Origin of the sequence: Aeromonas sp. 1805 (assembly GCF_013085525.1) — a bacterium.
In the GTDB taxonomy this organism is placed as follows: domain Bacteria; phylum Pseudomonadota; class Gammaproteobacteria; order Enterobacterales; family Aeromonadaceae; genus Aeromonas; species Aeromonas hydrophila.
Window position 1 is genome coordinate 4497495 of the sequence record NZ_CP038515.1, and the last position, 25693, is coordinate 4523187.

General features: G+C 63.0%; 20 protein-coding genes. 11 read left to right on the top strand and 9 right to left on the bottom strand.

Annotated elements, in window-relative coordinates:
• Positions 1–26 precede the first annotated feature (26 nt).
• Positions 27–2000 carry a methyl-accepting chemotaxis protein gene (locus E5E96_RS20885; protein ID WP_101149567.1) on the bottom strand — a complete coding sequence of 658 codons (1974 nt, stop codon included), beginning with the start codon at positions 1998–2000 and terminating at the stop codon, positions 27–29.
• Positions 2001–2148: 148 nt separating this feature from the next.
• Here E5E96_RS20885 and rnt point away from each other — a divergent pair, with 148 nt between their 5' ends.
• Together rnt and E5E96_RS20895 are read left to right on the top strand one after the other, a co-directional pair.
• Complete coding sequence (rnt, locus tag E5E96_RS20890; protein ID WP_171283050.1) at positions 2149–2808, top strand: ribonuclease T; 660 nt, start codon at positions 2149–2151, stop codon at positions 2806–2808.
• 247 nt (positions 2809–3055) lie between these two features.
• Positions 3056–4378: a Na+/H+ antiporter family protein gene (locus E5E96_RS20895; protein WP_024944876.1), complete on the top strand. Its 1323-nt coding sequence runs from the start codon at positions 3056–3058 to the stop codon at positions 4376–4378.
• A gap of 383 nt (positions 4379–4761) precedes the next feature.
• Here the strand turns inward: E5E96_RS20895 and E5E96_RS20900 are convergent, their stop codons facing one another.
• The 4 genes from E5E96_RS20900 to E5E96_RS20915 form a co-directional block, all read right to left on the bottom strand.
• A complete protein-coding gene (locus tag E5E96_RS20900) occupies positions 4762–6657 on the bottom strand; it encodes a DEAD/DEAH box helicase (protein ID WP_016351112.1) in 1896 nt (631 codons plus the stop codon).
• A 180-nt stretch (positions 6658–6837) separates the two neighbouring features.
• A complete protein-coding gene (locus tag E5E96_RS20905; protein ID WP_139748715.1) occupies positions 6838–7299 on the bottom strand; it encodes a hotdog fold thioesterase in 462 nt (153 codons plus the stop codon).
• Between the two features lie 126 nt (positions 7300–7425).
• Positions 7426–7914, bottom strand: coding sequence for a hypothetical protein (locus E5E96_RS20910; protein ID WP_139748716.1), 489 nt, complete (start codon positions 7912–7914; stop codon positions 7426–7428).
• The gene (locus E5E96_RS20915; protein ID WP_171283051.1) at positions 7914–10973 is read right to left on the bottom strand and encodes an FAD-binding and (Fe-S)-binding domain-containing protein; all 3060 of its coding nucleotides are present in this window, start codon (positions 10971–10973) and stop codon (positions 7914–7916) included. Before E5E96_RS20915 ends, E5E96_RS20910 begins: the two co-directional genes overlap by 1 nt.
• A 169-nt stretch (positions 10974–11142) precedes the next feature.
• On the opposite strand from E5E96_RS20915, the gene E5E96_RS20920 reads away from it, so the two are divergent.
• The 3 genes from E5E96_RS20920 to E5E96_RS20930 all read left to right on the top strand — a co-directional run bounded on the left by E5E96_RS20920 (position 11143) and on the right by E5E96_RS20930 (position 15226).
• Positions 11143–12069, top strand: coding sequence for a cation diffusion facilitator family transporter (locus tag E5E96_RS20920; protein ID WP_011706465.1), 927 nt, complete (start codon positions 11143–11145; stop codon positions 12067–12069).
• 313 nt (positions 12070–12382) lie between these two features.
• Entirely contained in the window at positions 12383–13918 is a 1536-nt protein-coding gene (locus E5E96_RS20925; RefSeq protein ID WP_171283052.1) for a TerC family protein, read from the top strand.
• A gap of 186 nt (positions 13919–14104) precedes the next feature.
• Positions 14105–15226: an alkene reductase gene (locus E5E96_RS20930; RefSeq protein WP_171283053.1), complete on the top strand. Its 1122-nt coding sequence runs from the start codon at positions 14105–14107 to the stop codon at positions 15224–15226.
• 87 nt (positions 15227–15313) lie between these two features.
• On the opposite strand, the gene E5E96_RS20935 is transcribed toward E5E96_RS20930, so the two are convergent.
• Entirely contained in the window at positions 15314–16333 is a 1020-nt protein-coding gene (locus E5E96_RS20935) for an adenosine deaminase (RefSeq protein WP_171283054.1), read from the bottom strand.
• A 214-nt stretch (positions 16334–16547) separates the two neighbouring features.
• Here E5E96_RS20935 and E5E96_RS20940 point away from each other — a divergent pair, with 214 nt between their 5' ends.
• The 6 genes from E5E96_RS20940 to E5E96_RS20965 all read left to right on the top strand — a co-directional run bounded on the left by E5E96_RS20940 (position 16548) and on the right by E5E96_RS20965 (position 22722).
• Entirely contained in the window at positions 16548–17297 is a 750-nt protein-coding gene (locus E5E96_RS20940) for an HAD-IIA family hydrolase (protein WP_011706469.1), read from the top strand.
• Positions 17298–17366: 69 nt separating this feature from the next.
• Positions 17367–18941, top strand: a complete 1575-nt coding sequence (locus tag E5E96_RS20945) for a cation:proton antiporter family protein (protein WP_011706470.1) — start codon at positions 17367–17369, stop codon at positions 18939–18941.
• 128 nt (positions 18942–19069) lie between these two features.
• Complete coding sequence (locus tag E5E96_RS20950; protein ID WP_166463910.1) at positions 19070–19438, top strand: cupin domain-containing protein; 369 nt, start codon at positions 19070–19072, stop codon at positions 19436–19438.
• 193 nt (positions 19439–19631) lie between these two features.
• On the top strand, positions 19632–21296 hold the full coding sequence (gene asnB, locus E5E96_RS20955; protein WP_024944497.1) for an asparagine synthase B: 1665 nt from the start codon (positions 19632–19634) through the stop codon (positions 21294–21296).
• 179 nt (positions 21297–21475) lie between these two features.
• Positions 21476–21976 (top strand): thioredoxin family protein, encoded by a 501-nt coding sequence (locus E5E96_RS20960; RefSeq protein ID WP_024944498.1) that lies wholly within the window; start codon positions 21476–21478, stop codon positions 21974–21976.
• A 122-nt stretch (positions 21977–22098) separates the two neighbouring features.
• Positions 22099–22722: a glutathione S-transferase family protein gene (locus E5E96_RS20965; protein WP_171283055.1), complete on the top strand. Its 624-nt coding sequence runs from the start codon at positions 22099–22101 to the stop codon at positions 22720–22722.
• Positions 22723–22800: 78 nt separating this feature from the next.
• Here the strand turns inward: E5E96_RS20965 and maiA are convergent, their stop codons facing one another.
• From maiA to E5E96_RS20980, 3 genes are all read right to left on the bottom strand, one after another.
• Positions 22801–23439, bottom strand: a complete 639-nt coding sequence (maiA, locus tag E5E96_RS20970; RefSeq protein ID WP_043119137.1) for a maleylacetoacetate isomerase — start codon at positions 23437–23439, stop codon at positions 22801–22803.
• 72 nt (positions 23440–23511) lie between these two features.
• Positions 23512–24510: a fumarylacetoacetate hydrolase family protein gene (locus E5E96_RS20975; RefSeq protein WP_171283056.1), complete on the bottom strand. Its 999-nt coding sequence runs from the start codon at positions 24508–24510 to the stop codon at positions 23512–23514.
• 11 nt (positions 24511–24521) lie between these two features.
• Positions 24522–25682, bottom strand: coding sequence for a homogentisate 1,2-dioxygenase (locus tag E5E96_RS20980; RefSeq protein WP_011706477.1), 1161 nt, complete (start codon positions 25680–25682; stop codon positions 24522–24524).
• Positions 25683–25693 lie beyond the last annotated feature (11 nt).

Genomic DNA, 25693 nt, shown 5'->3' on the forward strand with positions numbered 1-25693 from the left:
GCAGGACAAGCTTTAGGGCAAACCGATCAGTGGGTCGAGGCGGCGTCCATCAATTTGAAGCGGGCGATACGCCCCGCCAGCTCCCGCGCCAGCTGATCCAGCTCGGCGCTGTTTTGCTGCAGGGTTTCCGAGTGCTGGCGATGCGCCTCGTACACCTCGCGAATGGTCATCACGTTGTGCTGGATATCGTCGGTGACATAGCGCTGTTCCTCGGTAGCGGTAGCCACCTGGGCGGTCATGTCGCTCACCTTGCGCACCTCGTTGACGATGTCGGTCAGCTCGCTGCCCGCCCGCTTGGCCTCGGTCACGCTCAGCCCCGCCTGCTCGGTCCCCAGGTGCATGGCGGTGACCGCCTGATTGGCCCCCTGCCGCAGCCGCACCAGCATCCGCTCTATGTCGTCGGCTGCCTGCTGGGTGCGCGACGCCAGCGCCCGCACCTCTTCCGCCACCACTGCAAAACCGCGGCCGGATTCGCCGGCGCGGGCCGCCTCAATGGCGGCGTTGAGGGCCAGCAGGTTGGTGCGATCCGAGATCTGCTTGATGAGGTTGAGGGCCTCGCCTACCGATTCGGTGTCCTGATGCAGGCTGTCCACCAGCTGCTGGGTATCACTCAAGGTACCCGCGACCTGCTGGATGGCATCGATGGTCTGATCCACCTCCTTATCACCCTGCCGGGCCCGGCCGATGGCCTGCTGGGTCGCCAGCGAGGTCTGAGTCGCATTGCGCGCGATCTCGGCCACCGTCGAGGCCATCTCGGTGGCGGCAGTCGCCACCAGATCCACCTGGCCAAACCCCTTGGCCACCCCGGCGTTGACTTCGGCAATGACGTTGGCCGAGGCGGCGGCGCTGCGGGCCAGCACCTCGCAGGAGCGGCGCACCGCCAGCATCAGCCCTTCCAGATGTTCGAGGAAGTGATTCAGATCCCGCGACAATGCCCCCAGTTCATCACCGGATCGCCAGTTGACCCGCACCGTCAGATCGTTCTCCTGCACCAGCCGCTTGAAGGTATGGTGCAGAGCCATGAAGCCCAGATGCAGATCCCGCACCACCCGCCAGCAGACGAAGCTGGTGAGCAGCACGCACAGCAGGACTCCGGTGGCGGCCCACCAGAAATCGCTGGCACTCTTCGCCCGCATCTGGTCAACCCGCTCGGACAGCTGCTGATAGAGGCGGTCTTCGCTCTCCTTGAGCAGGCTGATCTTGTCGGTGCTCAAGGCAAACCAGGCCTCGGCATCCACCCCGAAGCCACCGCTGGCCGCCTTGTCCAGCGCCAGCTTCTCCATGGCGGCCACCTTGCTCACCACCGGCGAGGCCAGGCTGTCGGCCAGCAGCTGACGCTGGGAGGGACTCGCCACCGCCTGAAAACGCTCAAGATAGGTATTCTGGGCCGCCAACAGGGAGATGAACTGCTGCAACAGCGCCGGTGTGAAGCTGTCACGGCCGAACACGTTGCTCAAGGTTGCCCGCTCCAGCCCCATCCGCTCCTTGCTCTGCAAGAAGGCGGCATAGGCATTGGTCTGCAGCGCTATGGTGGCATCCCGACTATTGATGCTGATCTGATCCACCACCGCCAACAACTGGGTGATCATCCGGGTATAGAAGCTGACCTGCTCCGCCACCTCGACCCCCAGCGCACTGACCCGCTCGCGCATGGCGGTGAGCCCGGCCAGCTCCTGCTGCACTTCTTTGAGTGCCAGCAGGGCGGGATCCTCATGAAAGCGCTGCAGCAGGGTATCGACCTGCTTGCGCTGCGCCGGCAGGGCATCGCGGAACTTGTTGCCACCGGAACCCAAGAAACCGGCCGACATGCCGCGCTCCTTTTGCAGCTCGTGGGCCAATTGCGCCGCTTCCCGCACCACCGCCAATGCGGCCTGGGCCTGACTCATCTCCTGCTCGACCCGATAACGCTCATAGACGTATCGGCCGGAGAAAAACAGCAAGGCCAGCAGTGGCAGGCAGACCACCAGCAACATCTTGTGCGCCAATCCCAGCTTCTTCATCGTTGCTCCCCATTCCATTGTTGAAGTGGTCAATTATAAGCCCGCGTGTCGATAATAGAATCGGCCAGCGCGCCGATGGCGGCCGATGAGGGACAAAGGCCGGCTTTTTTGCCATAATGCCGCCTCATTTCACGCCGACCGAGATACCATGACCGACGCTGTTCACACCCTCAAGGGCCGTTTTCGTGGCTTTTACCCCGTCGTCATCGATGTTGAAACCGCCGGGTTCAATGCCAGAACCGACGCCTTGCTGGAAATCGCCGCCTATACCCTCAAGATGGACGAGCAGGGCTGGCTCGTGCCCGACCAGATCTTCCATTTTCATGTCGAGCCGTTTGAAGGAGCCAATCTGGAAAAAGCGGCGCTGGAGTTCACCGGCATCGATCCCTTCAATCCGCTGCGCGGCGCCGTCAGCGAGAAAGAGGCGCTGACCGAGATCTTCAAGGGCATCCGCAAGGGGATGAAGGAGCAGGATTGCGGCCGCGCCATCATAGTGGCTCACAACGCCACCTTCGATCACGGCTTCGTCATGGCCGCCGCCGAGCGGGCCGGCCTCAAGCGCAATCCGTTCCATCCGTTTGCCACCTTCGACACCGCCGCCCTCTCCGGCCTGGCGCTGGGCCAGACGGTGCTGGCCAAGGCGTGCCAGAGCGCGCGCATTCCGTTTGACAATAAAGAGGCGCACTCCGCCCTCTACGACACCGAGCGCACCACCGAGCTGTTCTGTCATATCGTCAACCGCTGGAAGAGCCTGGGTGGCTGGCCCCCGCCCCACCCGGACGAGGTAGCCGACGACGCCAGCGAGTAACGACGCCCCCTTCCCAAGAGGCTGCCACGGCAGCCTCTTTTCTTGCGCCATCTGGTTTGACCAGAATGTCGAAAAAAGGCCCATCCAGCACCGTTTCTTATCTCTCCCGATTCTTCATCTGGATTGAACCGCCGGGAATGCTGTAGATAGGCCATTCACCTGATTTTTTACTCGACATTTGTCACATTTTTCGCAAACTAACTGCCTTTCACACGACAGACAGCAACACAAACTATAAGGAAAGCAAATGAATCCTGTTGTTATCGCGGTGGCGCTGATGCTGGTGCTCAGCCTGCTGCGGATCAATGTGGTGGTCTCTCTCGCCATCGGCGCCATCGTCGGCGGCCTGATTGGCGGTCTCTCCCTCGAGCAGACCCTCAGCACCTTCAGCGGTGGTCTGGGTGGCGGCGCCGAGATCGCCCTCTCCTACGCCATGCTGGGGGCCTTCGCAGTCGCTATCTCCCGCTCCGGCATCACGGATCTGCTGGCACGCAAGGTGATCAGCCAACTCGGCAAGGATGCCAGCAGCTCCCGCATCCTCTGGGTCAAGGCCCTGCTGCTCAGCTCGGTACTGGGGGTCTCCATCTCCTCCCAGAACCTGATCCCGGTCCATATCGCCTTCATTCCCATCCTGATCCCGCCACTGTTGCACGTCATGGCCCAGATGCAGATCGACCGTCGTCAGGTGGCCTGCGTCATCACCTTTGGCCTGACCGCGACCTATATGCTGCTGCCGGTGGGCTTTGGCGGCATCTTCCTCAACAACATCCTGGCCAAGAACCTGATCGACAACGGCGTGCCGGTCGAGCACAGCCAGCTGCCGCTGGCGATGGCCATTCCGGTGCTGGGTATGTTCGTCGGCCTGCTGATCGCCGTCTTCTTCAGCTACCGCAAACCGCGCCAGTATGATCTGGAAAAGATCCTGGCCGCCGAGCCGGAAACGGTCGATCTCAACCTCAACCACATCTGGGTCGCCCTGCTGGCCATCGCCGTGGCACTGGGGCTGCAGCTGATGACCAACAGCATCGTGCTGGGGGCGCTGGCCGGCTTCGTCATCTTCACCTGTGGCGGCGTCATCAAGTTCCGCGAGAGCCAGGATGCCTTCACCCAGGGCGTGCGCATGATGTCCCTCATCGGTTTCATCATGATCTCCGCCGCCGGCTTCGCCGCCGTGATGAAAGAGACCCACGGGGTGGAGAGCCTGGTCCAGGCCGTCTCCGGCATGATGGCGGGCCACAAGGGGCTGGCCGCCTTCCTGATGCTGCTGGTGGGCCTGCTCATCACCATGGGGATCGGCTCCTCCTTCTCCACCGTGCCCATCATCGCCACCATCTATGTGCCGCTGTGCCTGCACCTCGGCTTCTCCCCCCTGGCGACCATCTCTCTGGTCGGCACCGCCGGCGCCCTGGGGGATGCGGGCTCTCCCGCCTCCGACTCGACCCTGGGACCCACCTCGGGTCTCAATGCCGACGGCCAGCACGACCATATCTGGGACAGCGTGGTGCCCACCTTCATCCACTACAACATCCCGCTCATCATCTTCGGCTGGATTGCCGCCATGGTGCTCTAAGTCCCCCAAGATAGATGCATAAACATAAAAGGCGACCCCGAGGTCGCCTTTTTGCTGCCCTCATCGCGATGGCATAGACCGGGACAAACCAGCCCGAGCGCCCCTCTCAGCCTGCTCTTGCTGCTGCCCCCTTTCCTTTTATGCTGACGTAGCTTGCACCAGCCATCGGCAATCCTGCACTTGTCCGCCTCTTACTTTCTGCCCCATCCCATTCCATCCACACACAGCCAGGACGATGTCAGGCCAACCCATCGGCGATATCAAGGGTGCGCCATGGACTTACCCTTTCAATCCCCCCATGCGGCGCAGCAGCGTCGCCTGGGTGAACGACGGGCAACAAAAAGGCCGCTCGATGAGCGGCCTTTTTAGCTAGCAGTCAGGGTTTAGCTGTCGCGGCGCTTGCCACCGAATTTGCGACCCTTGTCGAAACCGCCTTCACGGCGATCCTTGTTGAAGGGACGGTCACCCTGCGGACGGCGATCCTTGTTGAAAGGACGGTCGCCACGGAACGGACGATCACCACGGGGCGGACGGGGAGCAGTGTTGCTGCCGGCCGGCACTTCGGTGTAGCGGCTGATCTGCAGCGGACGCTGGCAGACACGGGCCTTCTTGATCACTTCCAGCACTTCGGCGCTCATGCCCTTGGGCAGATCGACGGTGGAGAAGTCATCGGCGATGTCGATGTTGCCGATGAAACGGCTCTCGATGTTCGCTTCGTTGGCGATGGCACCCACGATCTGGCCCGGCTTGACGCCGTGATGGGCACCCACGTCTACGCGGTAGCGCTCCATTTCCACGTCCGGGTTGTCTTTGAGCGGACGCGGCTCCAGGGACGGCATGCGACGAGCCGGGCGATCGCCACGGTCGGCGAAATCACGGCCACCACGGTCGTTGAAGTCACGACGCTCGAAACCACCGCGATCGTTGCCGGCGTTGAACACCGGATCCGGAATGGAGTCATCCAGCAGCAGCGGTTGGTCGCCCTGTACCAGCTTGGCCAGTGCGGCAGCCAGCTCCAGCGGATCGGCAGAGTCTTCTTCGATCAGCTCGTTCACCAGGTTCACGTAGATCTCGAGCTCTTCGCCCATCATGGTTTCGCGGATGCGCTCCTTGAACTTGGCCAGACGGTGCTGGTTGATGTCCTCGGTGCTCGGCATCTTCATCGGCTCGATGGCCTGACGAGTTGCGTGCTCGATGGCGCGCAGCATACGACGCTCACGCGGTGCCACGAACAGGATGGCTTCGCCCTTGCGACCGGCACGGCCGGTACGGCCGATACGGTGAACGTAGGATTCGGTGTCGTAGGGGATGTCGTAGTTCACCACGTGGGTGATGCGCTCAACGTCCAGACCACGGGCAACCACGTCGGTGGCGATCAGGATGTCCAGCTGGCCTTGGCGCAGCTTGTCGACGGTACGCTCACGCAGCTTCTGCGGGATGTCACCGTGCAGCGCTTCACAGGCGTGACCACGGGCAGCCAGCTTGCCAGCCAGTTCTTCGGCGGCGTTCTTGGTGCGTACGAACACCAACAGAGCTTCGTAGGGCTCGACTTCCAGCAGACGGGTCATGGCGTCCAGCTTGTGCAGACCGGTCACCTGCCAGTAACGCTGGCGAATGGTGGTGGCGGTCGCAGTCTTGGAAGCGATCTTGATCTCTTTGGGCTGCTTCAGGTGCTTCTGGGCCACACGGCGGATCTGCTCCGGCATGGTGGCGGAGAACAGGGCAACCTGGCGACCAGCCGGGCACTGTTCCATGATCCAGTCCACGTCGTCGATGAAGCCCATGCGCAGCATCTCGTCCGCTTCGTCCAGCACCAGGGCTTTCAGGCCGGAGAGGTCCAGGTTCTTGCGACGGATCAGGTCCATCACACGGCCCGGGGTACCCACGACAACCTGAGCACCGCGGCGCAGGGCGCGGGTCTGGGTTTCGTAGGAGGCGCCGCCATAGATGGGCAGCACGTGGAAATCAGGCATGTGGTGGGCATAGCGTTGGCACGCTTCAGCCACCTGCAGAGCCAGTTCACGAGTCGGTGCCAGCACCAGGATCTGGGTGTTGCGGTTACCAGCTTCCAGACGAGACAACAGAGGCAAGGCAAAAGCAGCGGTCTTCCCTGTACCGGTTTGCGCCTGCCCCAGCAGATCGTGGCCCGCCATCAGGTGGGGAATTGCTGCGGCCTGGATGGGGGACGGGCGCTCATAGCCCACGTCCTGCAGCGCTTTCAGTACAGGCGCGGCCAGTCCAAGCTCACTAAAAAGGGGCAGTTGTTCGGTATCAGACATAGATTCTTCCAGATTAAGGCAGGCGGCTAACACCGCGGAATAGCAAAAAGGCGGCGATTATAGCGCCACTTTGTTCTGCTGTCTTGAAAAATGTGATAAGCCTCTCAAGACGTTGGCAATTATAGAGGGATCTTGCGACTATGGCTTGCTTATTTTTCACTCATAGTGCGTTATTGCAGATCACGCTTCGCCAGAGTCCTTGTCCCGCTTGTGTTTGAGCACCGCCATGGTCAACCGGCTGGTGCACAATAAACGACCACGTTCATCGCGAATTTCTATCTGCCACACCTGAGTCGTCGCCCCCAGATGCAGCGGCGCGCAGCGCCCCGTCACCACCCCTTCCCGCTTGGCTCTCAGGTGGTTGGCATTGACCTCCAGCCCCACGCAATAACTGTCAGACCCGACCGCCATGTTGGCCGCCAAGGAACCCAGCGTCTCCGCCAGCACCACGGAGGCGCCGCCGTGCAGCATGCCGAGCGGCTGATGGGTGCGGTGATCCACCGGCATGGTGGCCTCCAGCCAGTCGGGACCAAAGGCGCTATAGACGATGTCGAGGTGGGCCATCAGGGTGTTGTGAGAGCTGGCGTTGAGCCCCTCAAGGCTCATGGGTTTGCGCCAGATGGGGCTGCTTTCTTGACTCATGGTGAGCGGACTCCTTGCGTGATCAACGGGTTATCGCTGCGCCGTAGCGGTAAACCAGCAGTGTCGGCGAAAAAGAAGCAAAAAAAAAGATGCCCACGCCGGGGCATCTTGCATCGAGGTTGACTCTCACCAGGGATAGGTCACCCCTGGCCACTCGGCCCAGGGCTGGTCGCGCCCCGGCAGGCGCGGCTCAGGCCACTGCCATACCTTGCCGAGCCAGGCGCGCAGTTCGGCCTCCAGTTCGGCATCGGTGAGCGGCGCCTCGTCCACCTTCCAGAAGAAGAGCTCCACCGCTACCTCCGGCAGCACCGAGGGGTAGAGGTAAACCCCGCCCCAGAACTCGGGCTCCCGCGCCGGGCTCCAGAGGCCATAGGCAAAGGAGCGTTTGGCCAGAAACTCGGAGTGCTGCCACTCCAGATCGGCCTCGTGCTGGCTCAGGCTGAAATTGGCGGAGGGCCACACATCGTCCGGGCGAAACAGCTGATGAAGCTGCTCGCGCTCGCGCAGCATGGCGACGAACTCCACCACCGCCTGGGTCGGATTGACCGGCAGCAGCAGGAAGTGTGGGTGCCGATAGGCTTGCGGCACCCGAAACCGCTTGGGCAGGGTCAGCATCAGAGCAGTTCCAGCAGGGCCTGCAGCGGATGCTTGAGTTTCTCCCCCTCCATCCGCTTGACCTGGCTGCGGCACGAATATCCGGTGGCCAGACAACGGGCTTGCGGCAGGCGAGCCAGGGGCTCGGCCCAGCTCAGGCCATAGATGCCCTTGGAGTTCTCCACCTGTTTGGCATCGTGACCATAGGTACCGGCCATACCGCAGCAGCCCACCGACACCGGTTGCAGGGTGGCACCGAAGCGGCGGAACAGGGAACTCCAGTCACCGTGAGTCGACGGCTTGGCGGTCTTCTCGGTGCAGTGGGCGAACAAATACCAGGGCTCGGCGCCGGCGTGCGCTTCTCGCACCGGCAACACTTCTGCCGGCAAGGAGAGCAGCCACTCCTGGGGCAGCAGCACCTGGAAGTCACCGCGGGCGGGACCGAGCGCCTTCACGTATTCGTCCCGATAGCAGAGCACCAGGGAGGGATCGACCCCCACCATGGGGATGCCGAGCGCCGCCACCTTGTTGAGGAACTGGGCGCTGCTGGCGGCAGTACGGGCGAAGGCGCGCAGGAAACCCTTCACGTGCTGGGGCTTGCCGTTGGGCTTGAACGGCAGCAGATAGGGCTGCAGGCCGAGCTTGCTGGCGAGCTTCACCAGATCACGCACCACGGGGGCATCGTAGTAGCTGGTGAAAGGATCCTGCACGATGAGCACCACTTTTTGACGCTGCTCGGGGCTCATGGCCTCCAGGCCCGGCAGGTCGAAATAGCGGGCGCGATGGTCCCGCAGCTCCTCGGCCAGGGTCGGCACGCTCAATAACGGCACATCCACCATGCCGATGCTCTTCTCGGTCGCCTTCTGGGCCCACTCTTTCTCGAGGAAGAAGTTGACCAGTTTCGGCGCCTTGGCCAGCAGGGGGGCGTAGCTCTCCACCGTGCCGACGAAGTAATCCTTGGGGCCGCGCAGATAGCGGCTGTGATAGAGCTGCATGAAGCGGGCACGGAAGGTGGGCACATCCACCTTGATGGGGCACTGGCTGGTGCAGGCTTTACACGCCAGGCACCCCTCCATCGCCTCCATCACCTCGTGGGAGAAGTCATACTCGCCGCGGGCGCGGGCCACTGTGTTGCGAAACTTGTCGACAATCTGCTTGAAGCGCAGACCACCGCTTTGCAGGGCCACCTCCTCACTCAGCGGATCGAAGCCCTGCTCTGCCAGCTGGCGCAGCCATTCGCGCATCAGGCCGGCCCGCCCCTTGGGAGAGTGACGGCGGTCGCGGCTGATCTTGACCGAGGGGCACATGGGGGAGTCGGTCTCGAAGGTGAAGCACAGACCGTTGCCGTTGCAATCGAGGGCCCGGGTATAGCTGGTACGCACCGCCAGCGGGATCTGGCGGTCGAACTTGCCGCGCTTGGGCCCATCCACTGACACCAGCTCAGCGCCGCTGCCATAAGGCATGCAGATCTTGCCCGGATTGATGCGGTTGGCCGGATCGAACGCCCCCTTGACCCGTTGCAGCTCCTCCCACAGCTCGCCGAAGAAGGCGGGGCTGTATTCGGAGCGAAAGCCCTTGCCGTGCTCGCCCCACATCAGGCCGCCATATTTGGCGGTGAGCGCCACCACCTGATCGGAGATGCGCCGCAGCAGCACCTCCTGCTCGGGATCGCACAAGTCCAGCGCCGGGCGCACGTGCAGCACCCCGGCATCGACGTGGCCGAACATGCCGTAGTCAAGGCCGTGGGCATCGAGCAGGGCACGAAACTCCATGATGAAGTCCGCCAACGACTCCGGCGGCACGGCAGTGTCTTCGGTGAAGGCCACCGGCTTCTTGCGCCCTTCAGCGTTGCCGAGCAGCCCCACCGACTTCTTGCGCATGGCGTAGATGGTCTCGATGCTGGCCAGGTGGTTGCACACCTGATAGCCGATGATCCCCGCCTCCCCCTTGGCCAGCAGGGCGTCGATGCGCCGGCACAGCTCGGCCACCTTGGCCTGATGCTCAGCTTCGTCAGTGTCGGCAAACTCGACAATGTTGAGCCCCTGCAGATCCTTGCCGGGCACCTCCTGAATGAACTCTTTGACCGAGTGCCAGATGATGTCGGCGCGGGCCAGTCCCAGTACCCGGGAGTCCACCGTCTCCACCGACAGCGCATGGGCCTGTACCATAAAGGGGGCATTGCGCAGGGCCGACGGGAAACTGTCGTACTTGACGTTGACGAGCGTGCGGTAACGCGGGATGGGGGTGATGTTGAGCCTGGCTTCGGTGATAAAGCCCAAGGAGCCTTCCGAGCCACACAGCACCCGGCTCACGTCCAGGGTGTCGGTATCGGGCTGATAGAGATGCTTGAGATCGTAACCGGTCAGAAAGCGATTGAGCTTGGGGAAGGTGGCCTCGATGTCGGCGCGCCGCTCGCGGCCGATGCGATAGAGGGTGCGATAGATCTCCCCCTCCCGGCTCTCCAGCGCCAGCTTGTCCGCCAGGCGCGGGCCGGTCACCGGCTCGGTGGCCATGAGATCGCCGTTTTCCAGCACGGCCTTGAGGCCGAGCACGTGATCCGAGGTCTTGCCGTACACCAGCGAGCCCTGCCCCGAGGCGTCGGTGTTGACCATGCCGCCCAGGGTGGCGCGGTTGGAGGTGGAGAGATCCGGCGAGAAGAAGTAGCCGTGGGGCTTCAAATAGGCGTTGAGCTGATCTTTGACCACCCCGGCCTGGGCCCGTACCCAGCCCTCTTCCAGATTAATTTCCATGATCTGGTTCATATGGCGCGAGAGATCGACGATAATGCCGCCGCCCAAGGATTGACCATTGGTGCCGGTACCGCCGCCGCGAGGGAAGAAACTCAAGGTCGCATACTCGGGCCCCTGGGCCAGCTTGAGCATCACCGCAATATCATCCGCACTGCGCGGATAGAGAACCGCCTGAGGTACTACCTGATAGACGCTGTTATCCGTCGCCATCGCCAACCGGCTTGCATAAGACTTTTCGATATCACCACGAAATGCTGATCGCGCCAGCAACTCAAGAAACTGCAGGGTTGTAGGTGACAAACTGTCCTGGTAATCGAGTCTCGGGATCATGAATCCTTGTTCCCTTCCTTTGCTTGATGCCGGAACTCCGGCGACAACGACCGTTCGGGCCAGCCTCTTCGCGGGCCCCCGAACCAGTCCGCTCACATGTGAGCGGGCAGTATATCAGCTAGAAAACCGCTTGCGCGCGCAATCTTCACCATTTGAAAGGAGGACTTTTATGGCTCATTACAGCCATGTTATCAGTACGCTGATTCGCACCGAAAAACAGGCGCTGACCCTGTCGCTGTTTGGTTGCATCACCTTTGCCATTTTCGGGATCGGCTATGGCCTGTTCGTCGGTTCCAACGCCATCATGCTGGACGGCATCTTCACCCTGTTCAGCATGGGCATGACGGGGCTGGGGCTCATCACCGCCTACCTGGTTACCCGTCCCTCCGACGCCCGCTTTCAATACGGCTACGCCCACTTCGAGCCCATCGCCAACGTCATCAACGGCACCATCATTCTGCTGCTCTGTCTGGCGGCACTCTACAACGGCCTCACCACCCTGCTGGCGGGCGGACGGGAGATCGATCTCGGCCATGCCCTCATCTATGCCGTTGTCTCCACCTTCTTCTGCGGCATCATCTACCGGGTCGAGGCCGACGTGGCCGAGCGGGTCAACTCCGAGCTGGTGCGGGTGGACTCCAAGGAGTGGCTGGTCGACACCCTGCTCAGCACCACCCTGCTCATCGGCTTCGTGGTCGCCATCGGCCTCGATGCCATCGGCTACGGCCACTACAACCGCTACATAGACCCGGTGCTGGTCTCGCTGCTGGCCCTCTGCGCCACCCTCATCCCCATCAAGGTGCTCGGTCGCAACCTGCGGGAAGTGCTGAAGATCGCCCCCAAGGGGGATGTCTCCCGGCTGGTGGCAAGCGAAGTCGAGGCCCTGCGCCTGCGCCATGGCATCGAGTGCTACAGCCATCTGGCGAAAAGTGGCCGCCGCTTCGATCTCGAACTCAACATTCTGGTAGCCCCCGGCCAGGAGTGGCCCGTCGAGCGCCAGGATGCCCTGCGCCAGGAGCTCTGGTCCCGCCTCGGCGATACCCTGGGGGACGCCTGGCTGTCGGTCTGCTTCACCCGCGAGAAACGCTGGCTGTAAGCCGCAAGGTGGGGCTTGCCTGGCAAGCTCCGCCCGCCTTTGTCGCCCGCTGGGCGAGCGCGTCTCCCCCGGTGCTTCCCGCCCCCCTCTTGCCAAATACGGGATTCCCGTTATCATCAGGGCTCACTTTTAACCCGAGGTTTTATTGCCCATCATGGACAATCCCCGAAGTTGCCCTTCGTTTCTTCCCGTCAAAGCCTATCTTTATCTGCTTAATCAGCGCCTCTGAATAACGCCATTGCCTTGCTGTCACTGCGGCCATCGTACGCCGTGCTCACTCTCTGCTCTGTCTGTTTTTTATTGAGGTCACTACATGGAATTGCTGCTGGATCCCCACATCTGGATCGGTCTGTTTACCCTGATCGTCCTGGAAATCGTGCTCGGGATCGACAACCTGGTCTTCATCGCCATCCTGGTGAAAAAGCTGCCCCCCGCTCAGCGGGACAAGGCCCGCGTCATCGGCCTGTCGCTGGCGCTGCTGATGCGCCTGGGGCTCTTGAGCGTGATGTCCTGGCTGGTCACCCTGACCACCCCCATTTTGCACCTGTGGGATCACCCCTTCTCCGGTCGGGACCTGATCCTGATGGGGGGCGGCCTGTTCCTGCTGTTCAAGGCCACCTCCGAGCTGCATGAGCGGCTGGAGGCCAAGCCGCCCGAAGACGGGCCGGTCGGCGTCTATGCCAGCTTCGGCGTGGTGATCACCCAGATCCTGGTGCTGGATGCCATCTTCTCGCTGGACTCCATCATCACCGCCGTCGGCATGGTGGAACACTTGGGCGTCATGATGGCGGCCGTCACCATCGCCATGCTGGTGATGGTGCTCGCCTCCAAGCCGCTGACCCGCTTCGTCAACGCTCACCCCACCGTCGTGGTGCTCTGTCTGAGCTTCCTGCTGATGATCGGTTTTAGCCTGGTGGCGGAAGGGTTCGGCTTCCATATTCCGAAGGGTTACCTCTACGCGGCCATCGGCTTCTCGGTGCTGATTGAATTCTTCAACCAGCTCTCCCAGCGCAGTGCCGAGCGCCACGAGGCCAAGCAGCCCCTGCGCGAGCGCACCACCGCCGCCATCTTCAAGCTGATGGGCAGCAAGGCGTATCAGGACCGACCGGACGACGATCTGGACGCCCCCGCCGCCGAGCCGGTGAGCTTTGGCGAGGAGGAGCGCTACATGGTGACCGGGGTGCTGTCGCTGGCCGAACGCTCCATCCGCACCATCATGACCCCGCGCTCCGAAATGGCCTGGATCGACGTCAACGACTCCAATGACGAGCTCCGCGCCCTGCTGCAGCAGGAGCCCCACAGCCTGTTCCCGGTCTGTGACGGCGATCTGGACGAGGTGATCGGGGTGGTCAAGGCGCGCGACCTGCTGTTTGCCCTCAACGAAGGGCAATCCTTGAGCGAGCTGGCCAAGCAGAACGACCCCATCATAGTGCCGCAGACCATCAACGTGATTAAGCTGCTGGCGGAGCTGCGCCAGGCCAAGGGTAGCCTCATCCTGGTGGCCGACGAGTTCGGCGTGATCCAGGGGCTGGTGACCACCCACGACCTGCTGGAGGCCATCGTCGGCGAACTGCCCGATGAAGATGAAACGCCGGACATCGTCCGCGATGGAGAAGGCTGGCTCATCAACGGCAGCACCAACATCCACCACGTGGAACAGGTGCTGGAACACGAAGGGCTGGTGAGCGAGAGCGACGAGTACGTGACCCTGGCCGGCATGCTGCTCTCCCACTTCGGTACCCTGCCCGCCCCGGGCCAGCGGCTGCAACTGCAGCAGCTCGGCTTCGAAGTGGTCGAGGTGAGCGAGCGGCGCATCGAGCGGGTGCGCGTCATGCCGCTGGAGGCCTGACGCCATTGCGCGAACCATGCTGAAAAAGGGGCCTTGCTGGCCCCTTTTTTATTCCGGTGTCTCCCCCTGCCCCTCCCTCTTTTCACCATTGCTGCCATCAGCGCAATTCTTTTCTGCAATTACCCCTCTTTTTCGCAAGGGATGTCGGCACTAGAGTGAGCCCATCATCACCATGAGGAATTCACCATGCACCACGATCACCTGTTCTGCCCCCTGCGTCTCGGCCAGCTGCACCTCAACAATCGCATCGTCATGCCCCCCATGACCCGCTCCCGCGCCAGCCAGCCCGGTGACGTGGCCAATGCCATGATGGCCAGCTATTACGCCCAGCGCGCCGGGGCCGGCCTCATCATCAGCGAAGGCACCCAGATTGACCCCATGGGCAAGGGCTACGCCTGGACGCCGGGGATCCACAGCGCCGAACAAGTGGCCGGCTGGAAGCTGGTGACCGACGCCGTCCACGCCAAGGGCGGCACCATGTTCGCCCAACTCTGGCACGTGGGCCGGGTCACTCACCCTGACAACCTCGGCGGTGCCCAGCCCATCTCCTCCTCCGCCATTCAGGCGAAAGGGGTGCGGGTGTTCGTCGACAACGGCAGCAATGCCCCCGGGTTCGTCGAAACCGTCACCCCGCGCGCCATGACCCAGGCCGATATCGACGCGGTAGTGGGCCAGTTCCGTCAGGCGGCTCGCAACGCCATGCTGGCCGGCTTTGACGGCATCGAGCTGCACGCCGCCAACGGCTACCTCATCAACCAGTTCCTCGACTCCGAGTCCAATACCCGCACCGACGGCTACGGCGGTTCGCTGGAGAACCGGCTGCGTTTCCTCAAAGAGGTGACCGAGGCGGTCTGCAGCGAGATCGGGGCCGACCGGGTCGGGGTGCGTCTTGCGCCGCTCACTACCCTCAACGGCACCGTGGATGCCAACCCGCAGGAGACCTACCTGGCTGCCGCCCGCCTGCTGGGCCGGCTCGACGTGGTCTACCTGCACATCGCCGAAGCGGACTGGGACGATGCCCCGCTGATGGCAGAGGGCTTCAAGCAGGGGCTGCGCGACGCCTTCCCCAACACCCTCATCTATGCCGGCAAGTACGACGGCGAGCGTGCCCGGGCGGCGCTCGAGGCGGGTTGGGCCGACATGATAGGCTTCGGTCGCCCCTTCGTGGCCAACCCCGATCTGCCCGAGCGGCTGCGCCACGGCTATCCGCTGGCCCCTCACGATCCGGCCACCCTGTTCGGCGGTGGCGAAAAGGGCTTGATTGACTACCCGACCTATCAGGCGGCCCCCCAGCCCCACACGGCCTGAGTCAAACCCGCCTAGTCATAACGAGACGCGCCCACCATCACTGGTGGGCGCGTCGTTTCTGCCTTGCATGCTTGCCAGCACCGCAGGCTAATGGAGGCTGACCCCGTAGCAGGCGGCGTAGCTCCTGATCTCCCGGGTCAGCCGCGCCTTGTCGGCCAGGCTCAGCCAGCTCGCCTCCACCGCGTTCAGTGACAAGCGGCAGAGCTGGTTCATGCTGGCCCCCAGCTCATGGGCCAGGGCGTGGAAGTTGGCATTCATGTAGCCGCCGAAATAGGCGGGATCGTCGGAGTTGATGGTGACGCACAGCCCCTGCTCCAGCAGTGCCAGCACGTTGTGGTGGGCCATCTTGTCAAACACCTTGAGGCGGGTGTTGGAGAGGGGGCAGACGGTGAGCGGCAGTCGAGTATCGGCCAGATAGCGCAGCAGATCGGGATCGTCGACGCAGCGTACCCCGTGATCGATGCGTCGCACCTCAAGCTCCCGGATGGCCTGCCAGATGTAGTCCGCCGGCCCCTCTTCGCCGGCGTGGGCCACCACCGGCAACCCCAGCTCGCGGCAGCGGGCAAAGATCCGGGCAAACTTGCTGGGCGGGTTGCCCTTCTCCCCCGAGTCGAGGCCGATGCCGTGAATGCGCGACAGGAAGGGAGTAGCCTGCGCCAACGTGGCAAAGGCATCCTCCTCGCTCAGGTGGCGCAGGAAGCTCATGATGAGCCGCCAGCTGATGCCAAACTCCCGCTCTCCGCGCTGCAGCGCCCGCTCGATGCCGCCCAGCACGGTGGCGAAGGGCACGCCACGGGCGGTGTGGGTCTGGGGGTCGAAGAAGATCTCCACGTGCACCACCTTGTCGGCGGCGCAGCGTTCCAGATAGGCCCAGGTGAGGTCGAAGAAATCCTGCTCGGTGATGAGCACGCTGGCCCCCAGGTAGTAGAGATCGAGGAAGGATTGCAGACAGTCGAACTCGTAGGCGGCGCGCACGCTGGCCACGTCGGGCCAGGGCAGGGCCACGCCGTTGCGCTGGCCCAGGGCAAACATCAGTTCCGGCTCGAGCGAGCCTTCGATATGGAGGTGCAGCTCCAGCTTGGGCAGACCGGCAATAAAGTTATCCATGATGACGGCTCCATCGGTTCACAGACAGCGGGACCAGCCAGTGGCAGAGCGGATCCCTCCCCTCTGTCGTTCATTGTGCACCTATCTCTGTTTATGGGGGAGACTTGTCATCAAACAGACTTATAATGGCGTCACAAAAACAACATAACTATTTGAAGATCTTGAGAGTTGGCGCAACTTTCCGCCGCCTCTTGCGCCTACACAAGGAGTCCCCATGAAGAAAAACGTCATCTGCGACATCGACGGCGTCATCCTGCACAACAACGATCTGGTGCCCGGTGCCGACCGCTTCGTCCACCGCCTGCTGGAGCAGGGCAGCAAGCTGCTGTTTCTGACCAACTACCCGGCCCAGACCCAGAAAGATCTGCAAAACCGCTTCCGCTCCGCCGGGATCGAGGTGCCGGAGGAGTGCTTCTACACCTCCGCCATGGGCACCGCCGACTTTCTCAAGCGCCAGGACGGCAAGAAGGCCTATGTGATCGGCGAAGGGGCGCTGACCCACGAGCTCTACAAGGCTGGCTTCACCATCACCGACATCGACCCCGACTTCGTGGTGGTGGGCGAGACCCGCAACTACAACTGGACCATGATGCAGCTGGGGGCCAAGTTCGTCGATCAGGGGGCCCGCTTCATCGCCACCAACCCGGATACCCACGGCCCCATGATGCACCCGGCCTGCGGCGCCCTGTGCGCCCCCATCGAGCGGATGACCGGCAAGAAGCCCTTCTACGTCGGCAAGCCGAGCGCCTGGATCATCCGCGCGGCGCTCAACCGAATGGAGGCCCACTCCGACGACACCATCATCATCGGCGACAACCTGCGCACCGACATTCTGGCGGGCTTCCAGGCCGGCCTCGAGACGGTGCTGGTGCTCTCCGGGGTGAGCAAGGTGGCCGACATCGACCGCATGCCGTTTCGGCCGAACCACATCTTCGATTCAGTAGTGGATATCGACATCGTCTGATCCCTGCCGGCTGACGGGCCGGCCTGGCGCAAGGCCCAGGTCTGCCTCGTTACCCCTGAAGGACGCGCAATGGAACCTGTCATGATCGCCGTGGCCTTTGGCTGCGGCATGCTGGTCAACCTTATCGGCCTGCCGCCCCTGCTGGGCTTTCTGGCGGCCGGTTTTCTGCTCAACGGCATGGGCTATCAGAACACCCCGGCCCTGAACGAGATCGCCGATCTCGGCGTCACCCTGCTGCTGTTCACCATCGGCCTCAAGCTCAACGTCAAGATCCTGATGCGGCGCGACGTCTGGGGCACCACCAGTTTGCACCTGCTGCTCTCCACCCTGCTGTTCACCGTGGTGCTGCTGGTGTGCAAGGGGCTCGGGCTGGCACTGGCCATGTCGCTGGACTGGCGGCTGGCGCTGCTGCTGGGCTTTGCCCTCTCCTTCTCCAGTACCGTGTTTGCGGTCAAGGTGCTGGAGGAGCGCAGCGACATGAACGCCCTCTATGCCCGTCTCGCCGTCGGCGTGCTGGTGATGCAGGATCTGTTCGCGGTGGCCTTCCTGGCGGTCTCCAGCGGTCAGTGGCCCAGCATCTGGGCACTCTGGATCCTGGGCCTCCCGCTGCTGCGCCCCTTGCTGCTGAAACTGCTGGAGCGGGCCGGTCACGGCGAGCTGCAGGTGCTGTTCGGGATCTTCCTGGCGCTGGTGGTGGGGGCTGCCGGCTTTGAGGTGGTGGGGCTCAAGCCCGATCTGGGGGCGCTGGTCATCGGCATGCTGATCGCCTCCCACCCCGCCTCCGCGGGGCTGGCCAAGTCGCTGTTCAACCTCAAAGATCTGTTTCTCATCTGCTTTTTTCTTACCATCGGCCTCAACGGCCTGCCGACCCACGACACCATGTTGCTGGCGCTGGCGCTGGTGCTGGCCCTGCCACTCAAAAGTGCGCTCTACTACCTGGTCTACAGCGGTGCCCACCTGCGGGTGCGTACCGCCCTGCTCTCCACCCTGGCGCTCACCAACTTCTCGGAGTTTGGTCTCATCGTCGCGGCCATCGCCGCCAAGGCTGGCTGGATCTCCCACGAGTGGCTGGTCGCGCTCTCTCTGGCGCTGGCGGCCAGCTTCATGATCTCGGCCCCCCTCAACGGCCAGAGTGAGCGAATTTACCATCGGCTCGGCAACTGGCTGCGCGGCATGCAGGCCACCACCCTGCACCCGGAGGACAGGCCCATCGAGCTCGGCGATGCCGAGGTGATCATCCTCGGCATGGGGCGGATCGGTCAGGGCGCCTACTTCGAGCTGGAGAACAAGTACGGTACCGTGATCCTCGGGGTGGAGAACGACAGCGAGAAGCTGCCCACCCTGCGCGCCCAGGGCATGAACGTGATCGAGGGGGATGCCACCGATACCGACTTCTGGGACAAGGTGCTGCTCTCCAACCAGGTCAACCTGGTGCTGCTGGCCATGCCTCACCACTCGGGCAACCTCTACGCCATCGAGAAACTGCGCAGCCACGGCTTTGCCGGCAAGATTGCCGCCATCGTCCGCTTCGAGGACGACATCGCCTCCCTGAAAGAGCAAGGGGTGGATGCGGTGTTCAACGTCTACGACGAAGCGGGCAGCGGCTTTGCTCGTCACGTTATCAAACGGCTGCAGCCACGCTGACGGGAGGCGGCGCACCCCTTGGCAAAAGAGGCGCTATCGTTTACGTTATGCGCAACCTCGTTTAATAAAACGAACAATTACGGGGCCTGGATGGCCCCGCTTTTTTATCCCTTTGCCAAGGAGGCAGCATGAAGACCCTCAACGACTGGATCCTGCTCGACCGCCACGAGGCGGCCCCCACCCCGCTGATGCCCGCCCCCGAGCGCCTGCGCACCGGCAATCCGCGCCAGACGGTATGGAACCACTACTCCGACCCGAGCCAGCAGTTTCACGTCGGCTTCTGGGCTTGCGAGCCCGGCCGCTGGGCCATCCACTACACCGAGCACGAGTATTGCCACTTACTGGAGGGCGAGGCGGTGATCCACGATGGCCAGGGCGGCAGACTGCCCCTCAAGCCCGGCGATCAGTTCGTCATCCCGGCCGGCTTTGTCGGGGAGTGGGAGACCCTCACCCCCTGCCGCAAGCTCTACGTGATCTTCGAGCCCGCCGCGACTTGACGTCTGCGTCAACCTGGGCCCCTGCAACCCTCCTTTTTCAGGCCGACCGGGTTGACGTGTACGGCATGATTTTCTGCGGTTTTCCCGCTTGCAAAAGGTTTTTGCACTAGGCATTGTGATTGGCGAGGAATGTAAATGGAATTTCGAGCCCGAACGTGGGGGGCTCATATAAAAATCAAGAGGATTACCGCCAATGTGTTCTATTTTCGGCATTCTGGACATCAAATCCGATGCGGCCGCGCTGCGCAAATCGGCGCTGGAGATGTCCAAGCGATTGCGCCACCGCGGTCCTGACTGGTCCGGCGTCTACAGCTCCGACAAAGCTATCCTGGTGCACGAGCGCCTGGCCATCGTCGATCCGGGCAACGGCGCCCAGCCGCTCTACAACCCCGAGCGCACCCACGTGCTGGCCGTCAACGGCGAGATCTACAACCACAAGGAGCTGGAGAAGAACCTCAAGGTCGACTTCCAGTTCCAGACCCACTCCGACTGCGAGGTGCTGCTGGCCCTCTACAAGGAGAAGGGCCCCGCCTTCCTGGATGATCTCAACGGCATCTTCGCCTTCATCCTCTATGACGCCGAGCAGGATGCCTACCTGATTGGTCGCGACCACATGGGGATCATCCCCCTTTACACCGGCCGCGACGAGCACGGCAACTTCTACGTCGCCTCCGAGATGAAGGCGCTGGTACCGGTCTGCAAGAGCGTTGAAACCTTCCCGCCGGGACACTACCTGTGGAGCAAGGATGGCGAGCTTAAACAGTGGTACAAGCGCGACTGGATGGAGTACGGCGCGGTCGAGCACAACGTCAGCGACAAGGCCGAGCTCAAAGCCGCGCTGGAAGCGGCGGTCAAACGCCAGCTGATGTGCGACGTGCCCTACGGCGTGCTGCTCTCCGGCGGGCTGGATTCGTCCGTCATCTCCGCCATCACCAAGCTCTATGCCGCCCGCCGGGTGGAAGACGATGGCAAGAGCGAAGCCTGGTGGCCTCAGCTGCACTCCTTCGCCGTCGGCCTGGAAGGCTCGCCGGATCTCGCCGCCGCCCGCAAGGTGGCCGATCACCTTGGCACCATCCACCACCAGATCCACTTCACCGTGCAGGAGGGTCTGGATGCCCTGCGGGACGTCATCTATCACCTCGAGACCTATGACGTCACCACCATCCGCGCCTCCACGCCCATGTACCTGATGGCCCGCTACATCAAGGCGATGGGGATCAAGATGGTGCTCTCCGGTGAAGGTTCCGACGAGCTGTTCGGCGGCTACCTCTACTTCCACAAGGCGCCCAACGCCCGCGAGTTCCACGAAGAGAACGTGCGCAAGCTCGCCTCTTTGCACCTCTATGACTGCCTGCGCGCCAACAAGTCGATGGCCGCCTGGGGGGTGGAGGGTCGTGTGCCCTTCCTTGACAAGGAGTTCATGGACGTGGCGATGCGCCTGCAACCTGCCGACAAGATGTGCGGCAAGGGCAAGATCGAGAAGCATATCCTGCGCGAAGCTTTCGAGGATCTGCTGCCCCACGAAGTGGCATGGCGCCAGAAGGAGCAGTTCTCCGACGGCGTGGGCTATTCGTGGATCGACAGCCTGAAAGCCATGGTCGAGGAAGAGGTGACGGATCAGATGTTCGAGGCAGCGGCATTCCGCTTCCCCGTCAACACCCCGCTCACCAAGGAAGCCTACTTCTACCGCGCCATCTTTGACGAGCACTTCCCGCTGGAGTCCGCCGCCCGCACCGTGCCCTACGGCAAGTCGGTCGCCTGCTCCACCCCCACCGCCCTGGAGTGGGATGCCAAGTTCAAGGAGATGGCCGACCCGTCCGGTCGCGCCGTGATGGACGTCCACCAGCAGGGTTACTGATCTGCCGGCAACACCCCTTGCCTGAATGCCAAGCCCCTCCTGCGAGGGGCTTGGTTTTTTCCTGCCGACCCATTCCCGCTTTTTGCATAACAAGCGCCCATCTCGCCCTTGGCGGCCGGGCTCGCTCGTGTCACATTGTTGCGGCTTGGAAGCAACCACAACAACACAAGGAGCACGTGATGAACCGACTGCTATTGCCGCTGGTGCTTGGCACCGCCCTGTTTCATGGCGAGGCGTACAGCGCCGGCCACCTCTGGAGCCAGACCCTGCCCGATTACAGCCAGGGTTATGACGAGCAGCGGGACCCGGCCCGCGATCTCGCCGCCGCCACCGCCAAGGCCAGTGCCGAGGGCAAGAAAGTCCTGCTGCTGGTGGGCGGCGAGTGGTGCAGCTGGTGCCAGGAGATGAACCACTTTCTGGACCAACAACCCGATCTTGCCAGTCAGCTCAACCGCACCTTCGTGGTGGTCAAGGTGAACGTCAGCAAACAGAACAAGAACGAGTCCTTCCTCAAAGGGTATCCCGAGTATCTGGGGGTGCCCCACTTCTACGTGCTGGATGCCAAGGGCAAGCTACTGGAATCCTTCAACACCGGGCTGCTGGAGAAGGGTGACAGCTACGACGGGGAGAAATTCGGCAAGTTCATCGCCTTCTTCCAGCCCAAGACCACCCACGGCTGACTCGCCAATCGATGCAATCAGGGCCCCGCACGGTCGATGACTGTGTTGGGCCTCGATGGCCGTGCAAGCAGGGGATTGTAGGCCTGCGGCAAGCCGGCCATCCCCCCGACAAGGACGAAAAGATGTTACGGATACTGGGCAAAGCCTCCTCCATCAATGTGCGCAAGGTGCTGTGGACCTGCGCCGAGCTGGATCTCCCGTTCGAGCTGGAGCAGTGGGGTACCGGCTTCAAGCCGACGGATACACCGGCATTTCTGGCACTCAACCCCAATGCCATGGTGCCGGTCATTCAGGATGACGACTTCACCCTGTGGGAGTCGAACACCATCATCCGCTACCTGGCGGCGCGTTACGGCGACAACGCGCTCTATCCCGTCGAGGCGAGAGCAAGGGCCCGGGTCGATCAATGGATTGACTGGCAGGCATCGGACTTGAACAGCGCCTGGCGCTACGCCTTCCTGTCGCTGGTGCGGCGCTCCCCCCAGCATCAAGACCATCAGGCCCTTCACGCAGCTTGCCTGCAGTGGTCTCACTGCATGGAGATCCTGGAGAGACAGCTTCAAGCAACCGGGGGATATGTGGCCGGCCCCCACTTCTCGCTGGCGGACATTCCCATCGGGCTGTCGGTCAACCGCTGGCTGGAGACGCCCTATGATCGTCCGTTGCTGCCCGCCGTGAACGACTACTACCAGCGCCTAGGCGAGCGGCCCGGCTTTCGGCGCTATGGCTGCAACGGAACGCCCTGAGGCGAACGGGAAGGGAGGGTGTTGGCAGAGTGAACACGGCAGGCCGGGCCGGGATGACCGGACCCGGCCTGCCGTATGTCAGGGCTGGGCATCCGGCTGCTGCTCTGGCGCGGCCTTGATAAAGGCCTGCAACTGCTCGCAGTTGGCGACGATGCGGTTGATGGTGGGGTAGTCTTCCAGCGACATGTCGTAGCGGCGGGCGTTGTAGACCTGGGGCACCAGCATGCAGTCCGCCAGGGTCACCTCGTTGCCGACGCAATAGATGCCGGCGGTGGTCATCAGCAGCTGCTCCAGCGCGGCGAAGGTCTCGTCAATCCAGTGGCGATACCATTCGTCGCGGTGTGCCTTGCCCTGCCCCAGCGACTGCTCCAGATAGTTGAGCACCCGCAGGTTGTTGAGGGGGTGGATGTCGCAGGCGATCATGTTGACGATCTGGCGTACCCGGGCGCGCTCCTGCGGGGCCGAAGGCATCAGCGGGTGGGCGGGGTAGGTTTCGTCGAGATACTCCATGATGGCTACCGACTGACCCACCTGCACCTCGCCATCCACCAGAAACGGCACCAGCCCCTGGGGGTTGAGCCGACGGTAGGCCTTCTCGCGCTGCTCGCCCTGCCGCAGATTGACCGGATGCTGCTCATAATCGAGCCCCTTGAGCTGCATCACGATCCGTACCCGATAACTTGCCGATGAACGCCAATATCCAAACAACTGCAACATAATCTGTCCCTGTGTTGGCAGGTGCAAGGGCACCTGCCGCTCACCAGCCGGCCTCGTATCCATGCTGGCCCCTCACTTCGTCTGACTGGCCCCCGCCGGCGTGACCCGCTGCAAAATGGTGCCAAACAGACTCATCCCGTTACGATCCTGCATCGCGATGGACACTGTATCACCAAAGCGCAGAAAGGGTGTAGTGGCTTGACCTGACTCGATAATTTCCAGCATTCGCAGCTCGGCGAGGCAAGATGAGCCGCGACTTCTGTCGTAGTTGGAGACGGTCCCCGAGCCGATGATGCAGCCCGCCCCAAGGGGCCGGGTCTTGGCGGCGTGGGCGATCAGCTCATAAAAGTTGAAGGTCATGTCCACCCCGGCGTCTGGGGCCCCGAACAGAGCGCCGTTGAGGTGGGTTTCGAGGGGCAGGTGCACCTTGCCGTCGCGCCAGTCATCCCCCAGCTCGTCCGGAGTGATCGCCAGCGGCGAGAAGCTGCTGGAGGGCTTGGACTGGAAGAAGCCAAAGCCCTTGGCCAGCTCCCCCGGGATGAGGTTGCGCAGGCTGACGTCGTTGACCAGCATCAGCAGCTTGATGTGGCCGGCGGCCGCCTGCGGGCTGGTGCCCATCGGCACGTCGTCGGTGATGACGGCGATCTCCGACTCGAAATCGATGCCCCACTCCTCCGACCCCATCGGGATGGACCCCCGCGGCGGCAGGAAGCTGTCCGAGCCCCCCTGATACATCAGGGGATCGTGCCAGAAGCTCTCTGGCATCTCGGCGCTGCGGGCCTTGCGCACCAGCTCCACGTGGTTGACGTAGGCGCTGCCGTCAGCCCACTGGTAGGCGCGCGGCAACGGGGAGAGACAGGCCGTCTCGTCGAACGGGAAGGCGTCGGCGCAGGCGCCATCGTTGAGCTGCTGATAGACGGCGGCCAGCTTGGGCGCAATTTCGGCCCACTCGTCGAGGGCCGCCTGCAGGGTGGCGGCCAGCTGCGGCACGCGCACCGCGCGGCTCAGATCGCGACTCACCACTACCAGGGCGCCGTCCCGTTTGCCATTGTTCAGGGTTGCCAGTTTCATAGGGATTCCTCTTATTTGCCGTTGGTGGCTGGCGTGAGTTCCGGGCGCAACCAGCTGGTGACGTAACGCGGGTTTTCCACTCCGTCACACAGGCTGCCGACGTTGAGCGCATCGCGGGTGTCGAGCATCACCGCCACCTCGTCGGTGAACTTCTTGGCATAGGCCTGACCTGCCGCAAACGCCTTGGGATGGGGACCGTGGGTGAACCCGGCGGGGTGGAAGGTGACCATGCCCCGCTCGATGTTGTCCCGGCTGAAGAAATCCCCGGCGTGGTAGAAGAGCACCTCGTCGTAGTCGTCGTTGCTGTGGTAGAAGGGCACCTTGAGGGCGCCGGGATCGCTCTCGATGGGGCGCGGCACGAAGGTGCAGACCACGAACCGGCTCGCCACGAAGGTGGAGTGAGCCGAGGGCGGCAGATGGTAGCGGTGGCTCATCAGCGGGCGGATATCCCGCCAGTTGAGACGCACCACGCAAAGATCCCCGTGCCACCCTTGCGCATCCAGCGGATTGAACGGCCAGGTGATGACCGAGACCTGGTTGTGACGCTTGACCTGCAGCGACCAGGGGTTCTCATCCTGCTGGGCCAGGAAGCGCTCGTTGATGGCCGGCACGTCGAGCGCCGCCGGGTCGAAGATGGCGTGATTGCCCACCAGCCCCTTGTCCGGCAGTTGGTAGCTGTCGTTGGTCGCCTCGATCATCAGGATGAACAGGGGCGCCGTCGGCTCGATGCGCCACATGGTGCCGCGGGGGATCACCAGGTAGTCGCCATCGCGCAGGGTCAGGTGGCCGTAGTCGCAGTAGAACTCGCCGCTGCCCTCGTGGATGAACAGGAGCTCGTCGCCGTCGGCGTTGCGCACCAGAAACGGCATGGGCTCATGCAGGCGCCAGATGCGGTAGCGGCAGTGGGGGTTGCTGAGAATATCCGGCATCACCCAGGGGGAGAGGGAACTCACCTCCTCGCCGAGGGCGTTGAGATCAAACAGGCGCGGGCGCAGCGGCCCCTCCCAGTTGACCCAGTCGGTGGGGGCATGCTTGTGGTGCATGTGGGTGGCCGGCCCGAAAAAGCCGGAGCGGCCCAGTTCGCGCTCATAGATGGCCTGCTCGGGCAGGTCGGCATGAGCCTGGCGGGAGTGTGTCCCCTCCCGGTGGGGAAAGTTAATCCAGTTGCGCATCGCCAACCTCC